The following is an 18,691-nucleotide window of genomic DNA, read 5'->3' as shown; positions in this document are numbered from 1 at the left end:
TGACGTCCCCTCCTTAAATCGGAATGTCTTATGACTCACTCGATTATTGCGCACGAACGTGAGCTTTCATTAGCCGAGGCCTATGCCCGAGTGCTTCAAGAACTGGCCTGCCTCGGGCTTGTCGGCTCGGCTCACACGCTCGGGAAACGCGTCGTGAATACCCGCGTCACGCTGACTGACGCACACACGGCGCCCAAGGGAGCCGGTTCCGGAAAAGGCTATGCTGACAGCGCCTTGGTAGGGGCCTATTTCGAGGCGCTGGAACACTACCTGAGCGAACACCATGAAATGCACGCGGGGATTGAGATGCGCCCTGCGAACCGTTACGCGCGCGACGGGTTCTTTCACGACGACAGTCTTCTGGATTGCGTCATTCAACACACTGAAGCGCACATCGCCAGCCGCCAATACCACAGCCCCCTCGACACTTCGACCTTCTACTACCCGGTCGCCTTCAGCTTGCCCGCGTACAGCGCCAGGCCGTTGGCCGGGGACACCTTCGACTACGCCGGTATTCGGCGTTACTTCAGCAACAGCGGCATCGCCATTGGCGCCACCTACAACGAAGCAGCACTGCACGCCATTAATGAATGCCTGGAGCGCGATGCACTTTCACTTTTCCTGCTCAGACATTTTTATTATCAACAAGACCGGCCTCTACGCCGGGTGCAGCGTCCGCAACCTCCCCATCCACTGGCCACACTCTGGCAGGACGTTGAATCAGAGTTGGATGCAGACGTGGTTCTACTCGACATCAGCAGTGAGTTTTGCGTTAACACCTACCTCGCCTTCAGCCTTGGCGATAACCGGCCTATTGGCCTTTTCGGTTGTGGTACTTCATTAAGCGCCCCCCATGCTGCCGAACGCGCCCTGACCGAACTGGTGCAATTGCGTTTGAGCGCAACCCGTGCCGACACTGCCCGACACCTGGAACGGCAATGGCGTCACTTGGCACCGTTCCCCCGGCTCCAGCGTTGTTTACATCTGGATATAGACGGCCTGATGAGCAAGTCCCGTCAGCAATGTGTGACGCTACCGGCGGACTGCGAACACCGCACGCTGGACGAACAGATTCGCGTCATTGCCCATAACGTGCGCAGCCACAACCGCGAACTGGGGATCAGCATCCTCTATCAAACCGACAGCGGTACCACGTTGGCCAATGTGGTGATTCCGGGGCTTGAACGTTTTTATATCGTAAGCACCGGTAACGTTGTCATCCCGCAAGCCCGCGGACAGGCACTCAATGAGTGTTACGGGTGACCTTATGAATCATGGCCTGAGCGTCCACCAAGAGCAGCACGTCCAGCAGCAGATCCGTGAGATCTGCTGCATTAAGCCCCACCAACACACGTCGTGGACAGAACCCGTGGGTCCCGGGCTTAACAACCTGTTCATGCTCACTATCAAGGACACCCTTTGGGTGGGCCGTAAAACACTTACAACCGCCTTCGAAGGCAGACAGCACCTGTCTAGCCTGATCCAGCCGTCCATGTTGCTGGGACGTTTTACCCGTGTTGTTTATGAGAACGATGGCATCACCGTGCAGTTCATTACGGCGTGCGAGCAAGAAAAAACTCAGCGCTTTCTCCTGGCATCCAACCTGACGGACAGCGCGCTCTACTTCCCCTACCCTGTCCTCGATAACCGCGCACAGGAACACGTCATGCGCGAGGAGCACTGGCGCTTCAGCGAAGCACTGGCCCATACACTGGACAGGGATGAACAGCACTTTCGAGAGCATTGCATCGCCCTGCTGCAATCGCGACTCACGCCCGGTGCTCAACTCCTCGACCCGGCGTGTTCCACCGGTGCGTTCATGGCGTCCATTGCCCGCGCCCTGCCCCATACCCGTTGCACGGGGGCCGATTGCTCATCAAGCATGATCGACCAGGCTCGCGCCCGTCATCGATTACCCAATCTGGAATTTCACCATCGTGCGGCGCAAGCAACGCTGGAGCCGGCGGCAGAATGCGATGTTATGTTTCTGCGCTTTCTCAACGCCGAGGTGATGAGTCGCGATCAAGCCCAACACCTGCTGGTGCTGCTTTTGGGGCAATTGAAGCCGGGGGCGATGGCAATCGTGTTCGGCCATACCCCGGTGCTACCCAATATGGGGTATTGGGCGGGCGTATTGGGCTTGAACCTCATGTCCTCCCTGGCCGCGCGGCCGGGCCAACTGGAGTTGTTTGAATGCTATGTGCTGCAATCACCAACTGATTAAACCCTCAGCCCCAAGTGCTGGTTGCGAGCGATTCTTGCCTTGTATAGGCTTGCGCGCCGCCCGACCACTCCTGGACCTGTCATTCATGCGTTCTCTCTGTTATCCGCTACTGCCTTTGGCCCTTGCCTGTGCATCGCCCTCCTTCGCAGGGCCACTTGAGCTGGGGGAAGTTCAGGTTCGCAGTGAAGAAAGCAGCGAGTTGGACTTGGCCCGAGCCCGGATGAACGAAGTGCCCGGCGCCAGCAATGTGATTGACCTGAACACGGTTGAAACCGGCCGAACAGGCAGCAATACCGACGTGCTCGCGTACCAGCCCGGCGTCTATGCGCAGTCAGCGGGCAATGACGGTGCCAAGGTTTCGGTGCGCGGCTCTGGCCTCAATCGGGTACCCGGCGCGCACGGTTCAGGTTTGTACGTGATGTTCGACGGGTTGCCGCTGACCGGTCCCGGTGGCACACCTTATGAGTTGTTTGAACCGTTATGGCTCAGCCGCGCCGAAGTCCTGCGCGGCGCCAATGGTTTTGACGCAGGGGCACTGGCTCTGGGCGGCTCGATCAACTACGTCACCCATACCGGCTACGACGCCGCCCCGCTGCAAGTGCGGTATGAGGCAGGCAGTTACGGCTATCAAAAGCGCCAGATCAGTTCGGGGCAAGTACTGGGCGATCTTGATTACTACATTTCCCTGAATGACTCCGATACCAACGGTTATCAAGACCATACCCGTGGCAGCAGCAAAGGTATGGCGGCGAACATCGGTTATCGTTTCAGCCCGCAATTGGAGACGCGCTTTTATTTGCGTTATCGCGAGACTGATAACCAACTGGCAGGCCGGGTCACTAAAGATCAGATCAAGCATCATCCCCGCTCGGCCAACCCGGTCTATGTCGCCGGAGATTACAGCCGTCCACAACCCGGCAGTACGTGGTTCGCCAACAAGACGACGATGTACCTGGACGACAATTCGCAACTTGAAGCTGCGATGGTGTATCACGACTACCCGATGGACCTGCGTGAAGGCCCTAACCGGCTGAAAGTCGCCTACACCGATGTGAGCGGCACCTTGAACTACAAGCGTCGTGACACGCTGTTCGGACAGCAAAGCAACACCACCGTGGGCTTGCGCAGTACCAAGCACCTGCCCAATAGCGGGGCTTCGGAGTATGTGCGGATACCGGCGGGCAACACCGCAGCGTACCCTCCGGGTACAAAGATGCGTGACTTCAGCTACCAAGGCTCGGACACCGTGCTGCACGCCAGCAACGATCTGGAACTGATACCCGATGTATGGCTCACCACAGGCATGGCGCTGATCTATACCCGTCGTGAAAGCGAGATGAGCTACCCCGAGAGCGGCGGCAAGGTCAGCCAACATGATTGGGACTACGCGCCACGTATCGGCCTGCGTTATGAATTCAGTCCCCAGTTACAGGTGTATGGCAATGTGAGTCGCTCCGTCGAGCCGCCTCACCCATGGTCAATGATCTGGGGCTCGCCCATCACTTTCCCCGTCGGGAATGGCCCTGCCACCGGCCGTCAAAGCACACCTGTTGCCTTACGCAATCAAACAGCCACGACTCTTGAGTTGGGGACTCGCGGCGACTCATGGCTCGGCCAATGGGATCTCGCCTGGTACTACTCGGCCATTCGCCACGAGTTACTCAGCGTCGAAACTCAGGCTGCAACCGCCACTCAAGCACCGATTGTGGGTGAATCCAACGCCAGCCCCACTGTTCATCAAGGGATTGAAGCCGGGCTCAACAGTCTGTTGTGGGAGAAAGACGGGATTGGCAACGTCTCTTTGCGACAGGCCTACACATTCAGTGACTTCCACTACCGCAACGACGATCGTTTTGGCAGTAACGCGCTGCCCGGCATTCCCCGCCATTACTATCAGGCCGAGCTTCGCTACAACCATCCGCGCGGGTTCTACGCGGGTGTCAACACGCAGGTGGCTTCACCCATGGCCGTGGATTACGCCAACTCGTATTACACCTCTTCGTACAGGCTGTGGGGCGCCACATTCGGGTATGCCTCACCCAAGAAAGACTGGCAAACCTGGCTCGACCTGCGCAACCTGACCCGCCAGCGCTACGCCGCAACGGTCACGCCCGGTTATGACGATATGGGCAAGGACGCTGCGCGCTCAACCCCCGGCGAAGGCATGGGCGCCTACGTCGGGGTGTCTTACAACTTCCGCTAGTCGCGTGGCTGAATGTCAGCGGGCAGTCGGACTTTGCGACGCGTTCCGCTGAACAGTCCCCAGCTGGAGAGAAAAAGGGCTGCGATCAACGGCCCGATCACAAAGCCATTGAGACCAAAAATGGCCATGCCGCCCAAGGTGGAGATCAGGATCAGGAAGTCCGGCATTTTGGTGTCTTTGCCCACCAGAATCGGGCGCAGTACGTTATCCACCATGCCGATCACCAACACCCCATACAGCGCCAGAACCACGCCCTCCCACACCTGGCCCGTCACCAGAAAGTAGATGGCCACCGGGGCCCAGACAATACCGGCGCCGACGGCGGGCAGCAGCGACAGAAACATCATCAACACCGCCCAGAACAACGAACTGTGGATGCCCAGGAACCAAAACATCAGCCCGCCCAAGGCACCCTGTGTGATAGCGACTGCCAGGTTGCCCTTGACCGACGCCCGCACCACGCGACGCAGTTTGAGCTGCAGCAAACGCTTCTGTTGCTCAGCCAGCGGCACCGCATTACGAATGCTGCGCACCATCTGCTGGCCATCACGGATAAAGAAATACAGCAGGTACAACATGATGAAAAAGCTCACCACCAACTCGAAGGTACTCTGGCCAAAACTGAAGACCTGCGTGGCAAAGAACTGGCTGCCTTCCAGCGCACCCTTAGACACTTTTTCACTCAAACCGGCGATATTGCCCAGGCCAAAGCGGTCCAGCCAATTCTGAACATTCATCGGCAAGATGTCTTTGAACTGCATGACGTAGCTTGCGACGTTGATCTTGCCGCTTTGCACGTCGTTGTAGAGCATCGCCACTTCCTGCACCAGCAGGGCGGTGGTGACGATGACCGGCAAAATGGCGATCACGGTACATATGCCCAAGGTGGCGAAGGTCGCCAGGTTGCGTTGCCCCTTGAGCTTGAGCAGTAATTTACGTTGCAAGGGGGCGAACAGAATCCCCAGTGCGACGGCCCAGAAAATCGCGCCGTAGAACGGCAACAGAATCCAGATGAAAGCAATTGTGACCAAGGCCAACAATAACAGCAGGGTTTTGCGTTGCAGGCTTGTTTCGTTCATAGGCCGTCCATGTCAGTAAGGCGCACATTCGTCGGTTAGCGCCTGCTTAGTCCGCAAAGCGTCTGCCAAGTGCCATCGTTGCTGCATAAAGCATAGATCCAGATCAACATTCCACTGTTTAAGCTCGATTAACATCGCGCCCTTTGCGAATGGCTCGACTATGTCCCTTGCACCGCCCGAACTCCTCGCCCCTGCCGGCACCCTGAAGAACATGCGTTACGCCTTCGCTTATGGCGCCGATGCCGTGTACGCAGGCCAACCGCGCTACAGCTTGCGGGTGCGCAATAACGAATTCGACCACGACAACCTGGCCATCGGCATTAAAGAAGCGCAAGCCCAGGGCAAACGCTTTTACGTCGTGGTCAATATCGCGCCGCACAATGCCAAGCTGCGCACCTTTCTCAAGGACCTGGAACCGGTGATCGCGATGGCCCCGGATGCGTTGATCATGTCTGATCCGGGCCTGATCATGCTGGTGCGCACGCACTTTCCACACATGCCGATCCACCTGTCGGTGCAGGCCAATACGGTGAACTGGGCGAGCGTCGAATTCTGGCGCCAGCAGGGGCTGAGCCGAATCATCCTGTCCCGCGAATTGTCACTGGAAGAAATCGAAGAGATTCGTCAGCAAGTGCCTGACATGGAGTTGGAGATTTTCGTGCATGGCGCGCTGTGCATGGCCTATTCGGGGCGCTGCCTGTTGTCCGGCTACATGAACAAGCGAGATGCCAATCAGGGCAGTTGCACCAACGCTTGCCGCTGGAAGTATGAAGCTGCGCCCGCCACCGAGAATGAATTGGGCAATATCGTCAACGTGGTTGACCCGTCTGTGGAGCCGACCCTGGGCATAGGCCAGCCGACCGACCAGGTGTTTATGTTGCATGAAGCCAATCGTCCTGAAGAGCCCATGGCGGCGTTTGAAGACGAGCATGGCACATACATCATGAACTCCAAGGACCTGCGCGCCGTTCAGCACGTGTCCCGACTGACGCACATGGGCGTGCATTCGCTGAAAATCGAAGGCCGCACCAAGTCGCACTTTTACTGCGCCCGGGCCACGCAGGTATACCGCAAAGCCATTGATGACGCCGTGGCAGGCCGTGATTTTGACCGCAGCCTGATGACTGACCTGGAGTCTCTGGCGCAACGCGGGTACACCGAAGGCTTCCTGCGTCGCCATGTGCATGACGAGTACCAGAACTACCTGCATGGCAGTTCACTGTCCCAGCGTCAGCAGTTCGTGGGCGAGCTGACAGGGGAACGGCGCAACGGCATGGCCGAGGTCAAGGTTAAAAACCGGTTTGCCGTGGGCGATCATCTGGAACTGATGACCCCGCGCGGCAACTACCACTTTGACCTTTATCAATTACACAGCAGTGCCAACTTGCCAATCGAGGTTGCGCCCGGTGATGGCCACACGGTGTACCTGCCGATTCCCGATCAAGTGGACCTGGGCTATGCATTGCTGATGCGGGACCTGACCATCAGCGAGACGATCAAACACACAGCGCTGTAACAGCCAGCGTCATTGCTGCGGGTGAAGCGATCAATCCCTGAACACTTCATCCAGCAGGTTATGCATCGCGATAAAAGCGCGCTTCGCCGTTTTGGCGTCGTACATCATCTTGCCCGGGACGTTGGCGTGGGGATCTGTGAACGAGTGCACAGCGCCACCATAGCTGAGCAACTGCCAGTCAACGCCCGCTGCATTCATCTCGTTTTCAAAGGCCGGGAGCTGCTCGTGGGGCACCAGGGGGTCGGACGCCCCGTGCAGCACCAGAACGGCGCCCTTGATGCTGTTGGCATCAACAGGATTGGGGGTATCCAGAGTACCGTGGAAGGATACCGCTGCTTTCAACGGCGCTCCGCCACGGGCCAGCTCCAGCGAGCAACAGCCGCCGAAACAAAAGCCGAAGGTTGCGAGTTTGGCGCTGTCGACCTTGGCAAACGAGGTGGTACGCAAGTTATCGTAAGCGGCCCACATGCGTTTACGCAGCAAGGCACGGTCGTTTTTCAGTGGCATCATCGCCGCACCCGCCTCGTCAGCGTTCGAAGGACGGACACCCTGACCATACAAGTCGGCAATCAGTACAACGTAGCCCTGTTCGGCCACGGACTTGGCAATCTCTTCAGCCCCGGTACTGATACCCATCCAATTGGGCGCCATCAGCAACCCCGGCAACGGATCCGCCCGGCTCGAATCATAGGCAAGACGGCCCTCGTAAGGCTGGCCATCAATTTGGTAGATCACCGATTGGAGCGTTATTGATTCCATTGAAAACCTCTGAATTTGAAACAAAAAAAACCCGCCGAAGCGGGTTTTTATAGACGTCTTACACGGACAACTCAACTAACAACTTATTGAGTCGACGGACATAGGCCGCCGGATCTTTCAGGCTGTCGCCTGCCGCGAGTGCCGCCTGGTCGAACAAGATGTGCGACAGATCGCCGAAACGCTCTTCACTCTGTTCCGCATCCAGTTTTTCGATCAACGGGTGAGCCGGGTTGAATTCGAAAATGGGCTTGGAATCCGGCACTTTCTGACCGCTGGCTTCAAGGATCTGACGCATTTGCAAACCAAGATCCTGCTCGCCAATGGCCAAAATGGCCGGGGAGTCCGTCAAACGGTGCGATACACGCACTTCACTGACGCTGTCGCCCAAGGCCGTCTTGATGCGCTCTACCAAACCTTCTTTGGCCTTGGCCACTTCTTCTGCGGCTTTCTTGTCCTCTTCGGAGTCCAGATTGCCCAGATCGAGGTCGCCACGGGCTACGTCAACAAAGGTTTTGCCGTCGAATTCGCTGAGGTAGCTCATCAGCCACTCATCAATACGGTCGGTCAACAGCAGCACTTCGATGCCTTTCTTGCGGAAGACTTCCAGGTGCGGGCTGTTTTTGACCTGAGCGTAGGTTTCACCGGTCAGGTAGTAGATCTTGTCTTGGCCTTCTTTGGCACGCTCAAGGTATTGCGCCAGGGAAACCGTCTGCTCGCCGCCTTCCTCGTGGGTAGACGCGAAGCGCAGCAGACCGGCGATTTTTTCTTTGTTGGCGAAATCTTCAGCCGGGCCTTCTTTCATCACCTGACCGAAGTTTTTCCAGAAGCCCTGGTATTTCTCGGGCTCGTTCTTCGCCAGTTTTTCCAGCATGTCCAGGACACGCTTGGTCAGCGCCGACTTCATGGAGTCGATGATCGGGTCTTTTTGCAGGATTTCACGCGACACGTTCAACGACAGGTCGTTGGAGTCGACCACGCCTTTGATGAAGCGCAGGTACAGCGGCAGGAAGGACTCAGCCTGATCCATGACGAATACGCGCTGTACGTACAGCTTCAGGCCTTTAGGCGCTTCACGCTGGTACAAGTCAAACGGAGCGCGGGCAGGCACATAGAGCAACGAGCTGTATTCCAGCTTGCCTTCGACCTTGTTGTGGCTCCAGGCCAGCGGATTTTCGAAGTCATGGGCGATGTGCTTGTAGAACTCTTGGTATTCCTCGTCCTTGACTTCAGTGCGAGGACGGGTCCACAAGGCGCTGGCGCGGTTAACGGTTTCCCATTCCAGCGCAGGCGTTTCTTCGCCTTCTGCAGCGGCCTGTTCTTTTGGCAGCTCGATCGGCAAGGCGATGTGGTCAGAGTACTTTTTAATGATGTTGCGCAGGCGCCAGCCATCGGCGAATTCTTCTTCGCCGGACTTCAGGTGCAGAACGATCTTGGTGCCGCGCTCAGGTTTTTCGATCGTGGCAACTTCAAACTCGCCCTCGCCTTTGGACGCCCAGTGAACGCCTTCGCTGGCAGGTGTACCGGCACGACGACTGAACACGTCGACTTTGTCAGCGACGATAAAAGCAGAGTAGAAGCCCACGCCGAATTGACCGATCAAGTGCGAATCTTTCTTTTGGTCGCCCGAGAGGTTTTTCATGAAATCGGCAGTGCCGGACTTGGCAATCGTACCCAAGTGGGTGATGACGTCGTCACGGTTCATGCCGATACCGTTGTCTTCGAGGGTGACGGTCTTGGCGTCCTTGTCGAAGCTCACACGGATTTTAAGTTCATCGCCGCCTTCCAGAAGTTCTGGCTTGGACAGCGCTTCAAAACGTAATTTGTCGACAGCGTCGGAGGCGTTCGAGATCAATTCGCGAAGGAAGATTTCCTTATTGGAATACAGCGAATGGATCATGAGGTGCAACAGTTGCTTGACCTCGGTCTGGAAGCCCAGGGTTTCCTTTTGAGTTTCCACGCTCATTGTTATAAAACTCCAATTTGATGGCATGAGCCACGCCCTAGAGGGTTGGCGGCGGGATGTCATGAACGTTGGGGCTGGCATCGAAATTTCAAGGCCTGTGTTTTGAATCAAAACGGACCCATTGCTTTTCGCCGGTTGCTGCACCGTGTCGAGCCCCTCTATACAGGGCATTACGACGATATTACCGGGCCATTACTAATCTGCTTGGCTTGTCCGCCGGTGACTGCGTAGAATTCGCGCGCGGCGTGCATTTATATATCTGCACACCCAAGGAACTTAAGCTATCGGCCTGTGCTCAAACGGCCGGTAGATATACTCAATAAGGAGAAACACCCCATGCGTAAGACTTTCGCTGTTGCCTTGATGTTGGCTGCTTCCCTCGGTCTCGCTGCTTGCGACAAAAAATCCGAAGACAAAGCACAAGATGCTGCTCAACACTCCGAGCAAGCTCAAGAAAAAATGAATGAAGCACAAGACAAAGTAAACGAAGCAGCAAAAGAGAACGCTGAAGCGGCTAAAGCTCAAGCTGAATCGAACAAAGCTGCTGCTGAAGAAGCCGCTCCGGCTGCTCCAGTTGCACCGGCTGCTCCAGAAGCCGCTCCTGCTACCAAGTAATTCCTTTACTTGGCTGCAAAAGAAAGCCCGCTTGATGCGGGCTTTACTTTGTCTGCAATTTGACCGATCAGAACAACAGTGTCTTGAACGTCGGGCTCAACATTAACAACAGCGTGCAAAGCATTCCGACCACCCAGGCCACGGAGCGTTGCCACGCCAGATCTGCCCAATAGCACAGCAAAAACACACTCCGCGCACAGACAAAAACGATGGCCAAAGTGTCAATCACAAAGCCCTGAGTCTGGGTGGTGTGTGCCATCAATACAGCGGCGGCAAACAGCATGAAGGCTTCAAAACTGTTTTGATGCCCTGCCAGTGCCCGCGCGCCCAAACCGGTCAAACGTGCCTGTTGTTCACGGGGCAATTGGTTGTCATAACCGCCCTGCTCTTTCATGGCTTTTGCTACGGGTATGCGTGCAATAAAAATCAGCAACGCGCTGATAAACACACACCAGAACGGAATACTCATGGGGTTGCGTCCTTGTTTGGCTCAGGCAATAGCGCCTCAGTCGGGGTGTAGACCATGACACTCAACACGTCGGAATGAAACTCGCGTCGGTATAAAACCACGACGACACCCGCACTCATGAGCATGAATAACCACGGGCTGACGAACCACGCCAGCATGGTCATGCCGAAGTAATACGAACGCAGGCCAAAGTTGAACTGGTTGGCCGCCATCGAAATCACTTTAGCGGCGCGCAATGCAAACGCCTTGCGCTCTTGTTCCGCCACATCGCGCTCGCCAATCATGGGCGCCGAACCAATAAGGATGGCGGCAAAGTTGTATTGGCGCATGCACCAGCTAAAGGTGAAAAAGGCATAGACGAACACCAGTGCCAGGCATAACAACTTGATTTCAGACATGCCCTGCGACGCTTGTTGCACCATCGGGATGTCGGCCAACAGGGACACTGCCCGCTCCGATGCACCCAGCACGGTCAGAATACCCGCCAGGATGATCAACGTGCTGGAAGCAAAAAACGATGCATTACGCTCCAGATTGCCGATCACGCTAGCGTCGGCAATGCGGTTGTCGCGCAACAGCATGCGGCGCATCCAGTCCTTTCGATACAAGTGCAGCACACTGGCCAGACAAGCCGTGTCGCGCGCTTTCCAGGTGGCATAGCGGGTGTAGCCACCCCAGCACACGACAAACCAGAGAGCGGCTAAAAGATGAGTCCAATTTGACTGAATGAACGACATGGGGTTTCCCGAAGCGCACGTGAAGGTGAGAGTTATGCACGTTCGTTCGACGCTTTGGCCAGCAAAAAGGCACGCCCATAAAAAATGCCCTGTATCAAATTGATACAGGGCATTTTGATGGGTTCATCGCCCGCTTTTGGCGGACTGAACAATCACGCCAAGGCTTCGTGACGCTTGCCCAGCATGCGGTCGCAAATCACCGCCCCGAGCAGAACGACCAGCGAAGGCACCAGCCACGCCAGACCTTGCTCACTGAACGGCATGTTGACCAGTTGGGTCGGAATCCAGCCCGCCATGCCAGCGCCTTTGAGTGCGTCAATGGAACCGAAGATGAACGACACCAGCATGACCGGGCCTACAATCCTGGCTTGAGCATGCCACAGGCCTTTGCAGAAACTCAGCGCCACCAGCACGATGCACGGCGGGTAGATCGCTGTCAGCAACGGGATGGAGAACGCGATCAACTGCGTCAGGCCCAAGTTGGACACGCCCAGCGAGAACAAGGCCAGTATGACCACCAGGGCCTTGTAGGACAGTGGCAGAACAGTACTGAAGTACTCGGCACAGGCACAGGTCAGACCCACTGCTGTCACCAGGCAAGCCAGTGCAATCAACACGGCAAGGAAGCCACTGCCCAGCGAGCCGAAGGTGTGCTGAACGTACGCGTGCAGCACCGCCGCGCCGTTGGTGGCGCCAGCGGCAACTTCATGACTGCCCGAGCCGAGACGGAACAGGCTGACATACACCAGTGCCAAACCGACGCCTGCAATCAGGCCCGCAATAATGGCATAGCGGGTAATCAGCTTGGGCGATTCCACGCCACGGGAGCGGATGGCGTTAACGATCACGATGCCGAATACCAGGGCGCCCAGCGTGTCCATGGTCAGGTAACCATTGATGAACCCTTGGGAGAACGGCGCTGCAACGTATTCCGGGGTGGCCACGCCAATGTCGCCCGCCGGCAATGCAAATGCAGCGATACCGAGGATCGCCAGCGCGATGATTTTCAGCGGCGCCAGAAAGCGCCCCACGGTGTCCAGCAGACGGCCTGGGTACAGTGAAACGAAAAACACGATAAGGAAGTACACCGAGCTGTACAGGAACAGCGCGAGCGGGCTTTCTCCGGTCAGGGGCGCAAGACCGACTTCAAACGATACGGTGGCCGTACGTGGGGTCGCGAACAGCGGACCCACCGCCAGGTACGCAACAGCGGCCAACAAGCCACCGGCGATTTTGCCGATCGGACTGCTCAGCGCATCCATGCCACCGCCGACTTTCGCCAGCGCCACAACGGTGATGACTGGCAGGCCTACAGCGGTGATCAGAAAGCCCAACGCCGCAATCCAGACATTCGGTCCGGCTTGCAGGCCAACGATCGGCGGGAAAATGATATTGCCAGCCCCAACGAACAGGGCAAACGTCATAAACCCAAGTGCCAGGATGTCCTGGCCTTTCAATACTTTCATTACGGAAATACCACACTACTGAATCGGAATTTAGAGGGGGAATTTCCCGTGCGGATGTGGGAAATGCTGTCGAACTGTATAAGTCCAACCCGTCTAGCGCGTGGCTTCCTTGTGGGATGCGAACGCAGAATTGGCCGTCAGATTACCCATTTTTTTCCTGCAACGCACTGTTGCAGGGCGTTCTGTCCGATGAACGCATGCAGTTGTCGCTTTGATGACATCGAAATTCGCCTTGGTGTGCTTTTCCTACATGGCAGCACACAACAACCTACGCACCCATTCACTAAACGGCTGGGAGTCCGGCAACAGGTTGTACGGGATTTGTCGCTGATGGCGATCAGCACGACGCTGCTTCAAGGGGGGCTGGCCCCGTCAAAGACGTTATTGAACGTCTCAAACGAACGCAATGCCTGGCAGGTAGCATTCCTGTGCAGCTAAACCTGAAGCGACCAGACCCAGCGAAGATTACAGCCTGGAGTCTGAATAATGACCCTGCCACAGGGTTTTTCAAAGTACCGGGGCCTGAACGCACAAAGGCCACCCGAAGGTGGCCTTTGTCTGGTGTAGCACTCAATCAAGCACGTGGCTTATTTGATAGCCCAGCCAGTCAGCTCGGACAGAGCCTTGCCGATGTCTGCCAGCGAACGCACGGTTTTAACGCCTGCGTCTTCCAGAGCAGCAAACTTCTCGTCTGCAGTGCCCTTGCCGCCGGAGATGATTGCGCCCGCATGGCCCATGCGCTTGCCTGCAGGGGCAGTCACACCAGCAATGTAGGAAACAACCGGCTTGGTCACGTTAGCCTTGATGTAGGCTGCCGCTTCTTCTTCAGCCGAACCGCCGATCTCACCGATCATCACGATCGCTTCGGTCTTCGGGTCTTCCTGGAACAGCTTCAGGATGTCGATGAAGTTGGAGCCAGGAATCGGGTCACCACCGATGCCCACGCAGGTCGACTGACCGAAACCGGCGTCAGTGGTCTGCTTGACGGCTTCGTAAGTCAGGGTGCCGGAACGCGACACGATGCCTACTTTGCCTGGCAAGTGGATGTGACCTGGCATGATGCCGATTTTGCATTCGCCCGGCGTGATCACGCCTGGGCAGTTAGGGCCGATCAGGGTCACGCCCAGCTCGTCGCACTTAACTTTAGCGTCCAGCATGTCCAGGGTAGGAATGCCTTCAGTGATGCACACGATCAGCTTGATGCCACCGAACGCCGCTTCAAGGATGGAGTCCTTGCAGAACGGAGCCGGTACGTAGATAACGCTGGCTGTTGCGCCAGTCGCCGCTACTGCTTCTTTTACCGTGTTGAAAACAGGCAGGTCCAGGTGAGTGGTGCCGCCTTTGCCCGGCGTCACACCGCCGACCATTTTGGTGCCGTACTCAATGGCTTGCTGGGTGTGGAAGCTGCCCTGCGAACCGGTGATGCCTTGGCAGATAACTTTGGTGTCTTTATTGATCAGGACGCTCATTACTTGCCCTCCGCAGCTTTGACAACTTGTTGAGCAGCGTCGGTCAAGCTGGTAGCAGCGATGATGTTCAAGCCGCTTTCTGCCAGTACTTTAGCGCCCAGTTCAGCGTTGTTGCCTTCAAGACGCACAACCACCGGGATTTTAACGCCGACTTCTTTCACTGCACCGATGATGCCTTCGGCAATCATGTCGCAACGAACGATGCCGCCGAAGATGTTGACCAATACTGCGGCAACATTGCTGTCGGACAGAATGATCTTGAACGCTTCAGTCACGCGTTCTTTGGTAGCACCGCCGCCAACGTCGAGGAAGTTGGCAGGCTTGCCGCCATGCAGGTTGACGATGTCCATGGTGCCCATGGCCAGGCCAGCGCCGTTAACCATGCAGCCAATGTTGCCTTCCAGCGCTACGTAGTTCAGTTCGAACTGGGCAGCGTGCGCTTCGCGCGGATCGTCCTGGGACGGATCGTGGAAAGTTTTCAGCTTCGGCTGACGGTACATGGCGTTAGCGTCGATGTTGATTTTCGCATCGAGGCAGTGCAGATCGCCGTCAGTCTTGATAACCAGCGGGTTCACTTCCAGCAGGGCCAGATCGTGGTCCTGGAACAGTTTGGCCAGACCTACGAAGATCTTGGCGAACTGGGAAACCTGCTTGCCTTCCAGACCCAGCTGGAAAGCCAGCTCACGACCCTGGAATGGCTGAGCGCCAACCAGTGGATCAATCGTGGCTTTAAGAATTTTTTCAGGAGTGTCGTGCGCGATTTTCTCGATGTCCACGCCACCTTCGGTGGAAGCCATGAACACGATACGGCGGCTCGAACGGTCAACGACAGCGCCCAGGTACAGCTCTTTAGCGATATCAGTGCACGATTCAACCAGGATCTTGGTGACCGGCTGACCATTGGCGTCAGTCTGGTAGGTCACCAGACGCTTGCCCAACCACTGTTGTGCGAATGCTTTAGCGTCTTCTTTGCTGCGAACCAGCTTTACACCGCCCGCTTTACCGCGACCACCTGCGTGAACCTGGGCTTTTACAACCCATTCGGTCCCGCCGATTTTGTCGCATGCTTCTGCGGCCGCTTCCGGGGTGTCTACTGCATAACCCTTGGATACTGGCAGGCCGTATTCAGCGAACAGCTGCTTACCCTGATACTCGTGAAGATTCATGCTTTTTACCGTCTTCGTTAGGTACTGCGCATTCGGCGCTGCACTTTTATTAGTGCCGCACCACCTGTGACTGCTGCTTGCACTGTTTCAACAAACCCGACACCCGCGTGGGCGGAGTCGGGCCTGATTGAAACGGGACAAGACTGCGTCCGGCGGAAGTTCCGCGGTGAGGCTTGCGAGCAAGGCTCACGACGGGCAAACCGCCGTGGTTTCTTATTGTCTGGTCTTAACGTTTCTTACGGTTGGCAATGTGGATGGCGCCGCCATTCACTGCCAGCGCTGCTTCGTGCAACGCTTCGGACAGGGTTGGATGGGAGAAAACCATCATGCCCAGATCCTCGGCACTGGTGCCGAATTCCATACCGATAGCGCCCTGCTGTACCAGCTCTGCTGCGCTCGGGCCAATCACGTGGACGCCCAGTACGCGGTCAGTTTTGGCATCAGCAATGACTTTTACAAAGCCACCGGTGTCGTTTGCTGCCATGGCACGGCCACTGGCGGCGAACGGGAAGGTGCCGACGTTAACTTCAACGCCTTCAGCTTTCAAGGCCTGTTCTGTTTTACCGACCCACGCGATCTCCGGGTGAGTGTAAATAACCGATGGAATCAGGTCGTAGTTCATCTCGGTCTTGTGACCTTTGATGCGCTCGACAACCATGATGCCTTCTTCGGAAGCCTTGTGAGCCAGCATCATGCCGCGCACTACGTCACCAATGGCGTAAACGCCCGGTACGCTGGTGGCGCAATGATCGTCAACAAACACGAAACCGCGCTCGTCAATGGTCACGCCGCTGTCGGCTGCCAGCAGCTCGGTGGTCACCGGACGGCGGCCTACCGCTACGATCAGCTTGTCGAAGGTGATGGTCTGTTCGCCGTTGGCGTCGGTGTAGGTCACAACGACTTCTTCGCCGTTAACCTTGGAACCGGTAACGCGGGCGCCCAGTTTGATGTCCAGACCTTGCTTGGTCAGGGTTTTGTAGGCTTCCTTGGACACAGCAGCGTCAGCCGCCATCAGGAAAGTATCCAGGGCTTCGAGAACCGTCACCTGAGCACCCAGACGCGACCATACCGAACCCAGCTCCAGACCGATCACACCCGCACCGATCACGCCAAGACGCTTGGGTACGGATTGGAATTCCAGGGCGCCGGTCGAATCAACGATGACGTTGTTATCAACTGGAGCTGGCGGAATGTCGATCGGGCGCGAACCCGAAGCCAGAATCACGTTCTCGGCTTCGATGATTTCTACGCTGCCGTCCGGCTTGGTCAGTTCAACTTTCTTGCCGGCCAGCAATTTGCCGTGACCTTGCAGGGATGTCACACCGTTGGCCTTGAACAGGGTTGCAACGCCGGAAGTCAGACCTTTAACGATGTTGGCCTTACGGCCTACCATCGCTGGCACGTCCATCTTCACTTCACCGGTGCTGATGCCGTGGATGGCGAATGCATCCTTGGCTTCGTGGTACTTCCAGGAGCTGTCCAGCAGCGCCTTGGATGGAATGCAGCCAACGTTGAGGCAGGTACCGCCCAGCGCCAGTTTGCCTTCCTTGTCGGTGTATTTTTCGATGCAAGCAGTCGAAAGGCCCAGTTGAGCGGCCTTGATGGCTGCAACGTAGCCACCAGGGCCCGCACCAATCACTACAACGTCAAATTTCTGAGACATGTAAAAGAATCCTCTTTTAGCGACAAGCTTCAAGCCGCGAGCTGCAAGCCAAAGCCAGGTCGCGAACGACCGCAGGCTTCAGTCTTGCAGCTCATGGCTGCTTCTATCAGATATCCAGCAGCAGACGCGCTGGATCTTCCAGCAGGTTTTTGATTGCTACCAGGAAACTTACAGCTTCTTTGCCGTCGATCAAGCGGTGATCGTAAGACAGAGCCAGGTACATCATCGGACGGATGACAACCTGACCGTTGACGGCCATAGGACGCTGAAGGATGTTGTGCATGCCCAGGATCGCAGCTTGCGGCGGGTTAACGATCGGGGTCGACATCATCGAACCGAAAGTACCACCGTTAGTGATCGTGAACGTACCGCCGGTCATTTCGTCAATCGACAGTTTGCCGTCACGGGCTTTTTTGCCGTAGGCAGCGATACCGCCTTCGATTTCCGCCAGGCTCATCAGCTCTGCGTTACGCAGAACAGGCACCACCAGGCCGCGGTCGCTGGACACGGCAACGCCGATGTCTGCGTAGCCGTGGTAAACGATGTCGGAACCGTCGATCGAAGCGTTGACAGCCGGGAAGCGTTTCAGCGCTTCAGTGGCGGCCTTCACGAAGAACGACATGAAGCCCAGACGCACGCCGTTGTGGGACTTCTCGAACAGGTCCTTGTACTTCGAACGCAGTGCCATGATTTCAGTCATGTCCACTTCGTTGAAGGTGGTCAACATCGCCATGTTGGACTGCGCTTCAACCAGACGCTTGGCCACAGTGGCACGAACGCGGGTCATCGGAACGCGTTTTTCAACGCGGTCGCCAGCAGCGAATACCGGTGCAGTTGCAGCAGGCGCAGCCGCTTTGGCAGGTGCAGCAACAGGCGCGGCTTTTTTGGCCGCTACAGCAGCAACGACGTCTTCCTTGGTCACACGACCACCTTTGCCAGTACCGGCAACGGAAGCGATGTTGATGCCGTTTTCTTCAGCAATTTTGCGCGCAGCCGGTGCAGCGATCGGGTCATCTTCGCCATCGGCAGCAGGTGCAGCGGCCTGAGCGGCAGGAGCAGCAGCGGCCGGTGCAGCTGGAGCCGCCGCGCCGCCTTCAACGATAGAGCCCAGCACTTCGTCGGACAGAACGGTGTCGCCTTCGTTCTTGACGATTGCGCCCAGTACGCCATCAGCGGTGGCCAGTACTTCCAGCACAACTTTGTCGGTCTCGATATCAACAATCAGGTCATCACGCTTTACAGCGTCGCCCGGTTGCTTGTGCCAGGTGGCAACGGTGCCGTCGGCAACCGATTCCGGAAAAGTTGGGGCTTTAATCTCGATAGCCATGTTCGTGGTTCCTTTAATTCGGTTCAGTGCGCGAA

General features: G+C 56.7%; 15 protein-coding genes. 5 read left to right on the top strand and 10 right to left on the bottom strand.

The window, feature by feature from the left end:
• The first annotated feature begins 30 nt into the window (after positions 1 to 30).
• The 3 genes from TU74_RS23360 to TU74_RS07805 all read left to right on the top strand — a co-directional run bounded on the left by TU74_RS23360 (position 31) and on the right by TU74_RS07805 (position 4,427).
• A complete protein-coding gene (locus tag TU74_RS23360; RefSeq protein ID WP_082149848.1) occupies positions 31 to 1,263 on the top strand; it encodes a YcaO-like family protein in 1,233 nt (410 codons plus the stop codon).
• 106 nt (positions 1,264 to 1,369) lie between these two features.
• Positions 1,370 to 2,224 carry a class I SAM-dependent methyltransferase gene (locus TU74_RS07810; protein ID WP_157315143.1) on the top strand — a complete coding sequence of 285 codons (855 nt, stop codon included), beginning with the start codon at positions 1,370 to 1,372 and terminating at the stop codon, positions 2,222 to 2,224.
• Positions 2,225 to 2,309: 85 nt separating this feature from the next.
• Positions 2,310 to 4,427 (top strand): TonB-dependent receptor family protein, encoded by a 2,118-nt coding sequence (locus TU74_RS07805; protein ID WP_048375850.1) that lies wholly within the window; start codon positions 2,310 to 2,312, stop codon positions 4,425 to 4,427.
• Here TU74_RS07805 and TU74_RS07800 read toward each other — a convergent pair.
• Positions 4,424 to 5,506, bottom strand: coding sequence for an AI-2E family transporter (locus TU74_RS07800; RefSeq protein ID WP_047274288.1), 1,083 nt, complete (start codon positions 5,504 to 5,506; stop codon positions 4,424 to 4,426). The two genes, TU74_RS07805 and TU74_RS07800, sit on opposite strands and share 4 nt — an antisense overlap.
• 160 nt (positions 5,507 to 5,666) lie before the next feature.
• Here TU74_RS07800 and trhP point away from each other — a divergent pair, with 160 nt between their 5' ends.
• Positions 5,667 to 7,022 carry a prephenate-dependent tRNA uridine(34) hydroxylase TrhP gene (gene trhP, locus TU74_RS07795; protein ID WP_048375846.1) on the top strand — a complete coding sequence of 452 codons (1,356 nt, stop codon included), beginning with the start codon at positions 5,667 to 5,669 and terminating at the stop codon, positions 7,020 to 7,022.
• A gap of 30 nt (positions 7,023 to 7,052) precedes the next feature.
• Here trhP and TU74_RS07790 read toward each other — a convergent pair whose 3' ends face one another.
• Together TU74_RS07790 and htpG are read right to left on the bottom strand one after the other, a co-directional pair.
• Positions 7,053 to 7,781 carry a dienelactone hydrolase family protein gene (locus TU74_RS07790; protein WP_047277737.1) on the bottom strand — a complete coding sequence of 243 codons (729 nt, stop codon included), beginning with the start codon at positions 7,779 to 7,781 and terminating at the stop codon, positions 7,053 to 7,055.
• Between the two features lie 58 nt (positions 7,782 to 7,839).
• Positions 7,840 to 9,744, bottom strand: a complete 1,905-nt coding sequence (gene htpG, locus TU74_RS07785; protein WP_047274282.1) for a molecular chaperone HtpG — start codon at positions 9,742 to 9,744, stop codon at positions 7,840 to 7,842.
• 336 nt (positions 9,745 to 10,080) lie between these two features.
• On the opposite strand from htpG, the gene TU74_RS07780 reads away from it, so the two are divergent.
• Positions 10,081 to 10,359, top strand: a complete 279-nt coding sequence (locus tag TU74_RS07780; RefSeq protein ID WP_047274280.1) for a hypothetical protein — start codon at positions 10,081 to 10,083, stop codon at positions 10,357 to 10,359.
• Between the two features lie 67 nt (positions 10,360 to 10,426).
• On the opposite strand, the gene TU74_RS07775 is transcribed toward TU74_RS07780, so the two are convergent.
• The 7 genes from TU74_RS07775 to odhB form a co-directional block, all read right to left on the bottom strand.
• Complete coding sequence (locus tag TU74_RS07775) at positions 10,427 to 10,828, bottom strand: MAPEG family protein (protein WP_048375845.1); 402 nt, start codon at positions 10,826 to 10,828, stop codon at positions 10,427 to 10,429.
• Entirely contained in the window at positions 10,825 to 11,565 is a 741-nt protein-coding gene (locus TU74_RS07770; protein WP_047274276.1) for a DUF599 domain-containing protein, read from the bottom strand. The genes TU74_RS07775 and TU74_RS07770 overlap by 4 nt, the downstream gene beginning before the upstream one ends.
• Before the next feature lie 152 nt (positions 11,566 to 11,717).
• Positions 11,718 to 13,031: a branched-chain amino acid transport system II carrier protein gene (gene brnQ / locus TU74_RS07765; protein ID WP_047274274.1), complete on the bottom strand. Its 1,314-nt coding sequence runs from the start codon at positions 13,029 to 13,031 to the stop codon at positions 11,718 to 11,720.
• A 587-nt stretch (positions 13,032 to 13,618) separates the two neighbouring features.
• Positions 13,619 to 14,500, bottom strand: coding sequence for a succinate--CoA ligase subunit alpha (sucD, locus tag TU74_RS07760; protein WP_016780174.1), 882 nt, complete (start codon positions 14,498 to 14,500; stop codon positions 13,619 to 13,621).
• The gene (gene sucC, locus TU74_RS07755) at positions 14,500 to 15,666 is read right to left on the bottom strand and encodes an ADP-forming succinate--CoA ligase subunit beta (RefSeq protein WP_047274270.1); all 1,167 of its coding nucleotides are present in this window, start codon (positions 15,664 to 15,666) and stop codon (positions 14,500 to 14,502) included. The genes sucD and sucC overlap by 1 nt, the downstream gene beginning before the upstream one ends.
• 226 nt (positions 15,667 to 15,892) lie before the next feature.
• Complete coding sequence (lpdA, locus tag TU74_RS07750; protein ID WP_047274268.1) at positions 15,893 to 17,329, bottom strand: dihydrolipoyl dehydrogenase; 1,437 nt, start codon at positions 17,327 to 17,329, stop codon at positions 15,893 to 15,895.
• Between the two features lie 106 nt (positions 17,330 to 17,435).
• On the bottom strand, positions 17,436 to 18,656 hold the full coding sequence (gene odhB, locus TU74_RS07745) for a 2-oxoglutarate dehydrogenase complex dihydrolipoyllysine-residue succinyltransferase (protein WP_048375844.1): 1,221 nt from the start codon (positions 18,654 to 18,656) through the stop codon (positions 17,436 to 17,438).
• Between the last annotated feature and the right edge of the window lie 35 nt (positions 18,657 to 18,691).

This window comes from Pseudomonas lundensis, from assembly GCF_001042985.1.
GTDB classification, from domain to species: Bacteria; Pseudomonadota; Gammaproteobacteria; order Pseudomonadales; family Pseudomonadaceae; genus Aquipseudomonas; species Aquipseudomonas lundensis.
This window is presented reverse-complemented; position numbering and strand designations above follow the sequence as displayed.